General features: G+C 58.6%; 1 pseudogene. It reads right to left on the reverse strand.

The annotated features are described in order from the left end of the window. Positions 1-504, reverse strand: a pseudogene (locus QP915_RS11595) (IS256-like element IS1249 family transposase); the annotation flags it as partial. Positions 505-665 lie beyond the last annotated feature (161 nt).

Here is a 665-nt window from a genome sequence, read left to right on the forward strand (position 1 = left end):
CGGCCAGCACTTTTTGATTGCGCTGTATGCGCCTTGGCCGCCGTCGATGACGGCGATGAGTGGGGCTTCGATGCGTTCAAGCAGCAGTTGGTAGTCGCGGGTGGTTTCGTGTTTGCACCAGTGCCAGGCGATCACGTGGTCGATGGTCGCCGCGACGATCAGGCAGCCACCGGCGGTGTAGGTGCCATCGAGAAATACCTGGTCGTAGATCCGCTTGTGGTGGCCGGCGGTGGGGTCAGGCACATCAACGAGCCAGCACCACTTGAAGCGCCGCTTCATGGTGGCGCGGCTAACACCGTTTCGTTTGGCTAGGTCGTCGAGTGATATTGCGGTGGTGCAATGCTCGATGAACTGGGTGAACACTGCCGCGTTGGTGATGTCGTTTCGACGTTTGACGCTGGAGGCGCCGCATTGTTTGCAGCGCCATCTGGTGGTGCCTTTGCTGGTGGTGCCGTTGCGTTTCATTTCACCGCCGCAGTGGCAGCGTGGTTGGTTCTTCGACATTGCGACACCACACCACGCCGCGCATAGCACATCACGGCTGCCACACCGAGGATTTCCCGTCGGGGGCTAGATATATGCTTCCGGAGCATATACTTTCCGGAAACCTACAGGTCAATCCGTGAAAATCCGCGATTCCGGACACACTTTTTGACCCTTAACCC

This window comes from Corynebacterium sp. MSK158, from assembly GCF_030229085.1.
In the GTDB taxonomy this organism is placed as follows: domain Bacteria; phylum Actinomycetota; class Actinomycetes; order Mycobacteriales; family Mycobacteriaceae; genus Corynebacterium.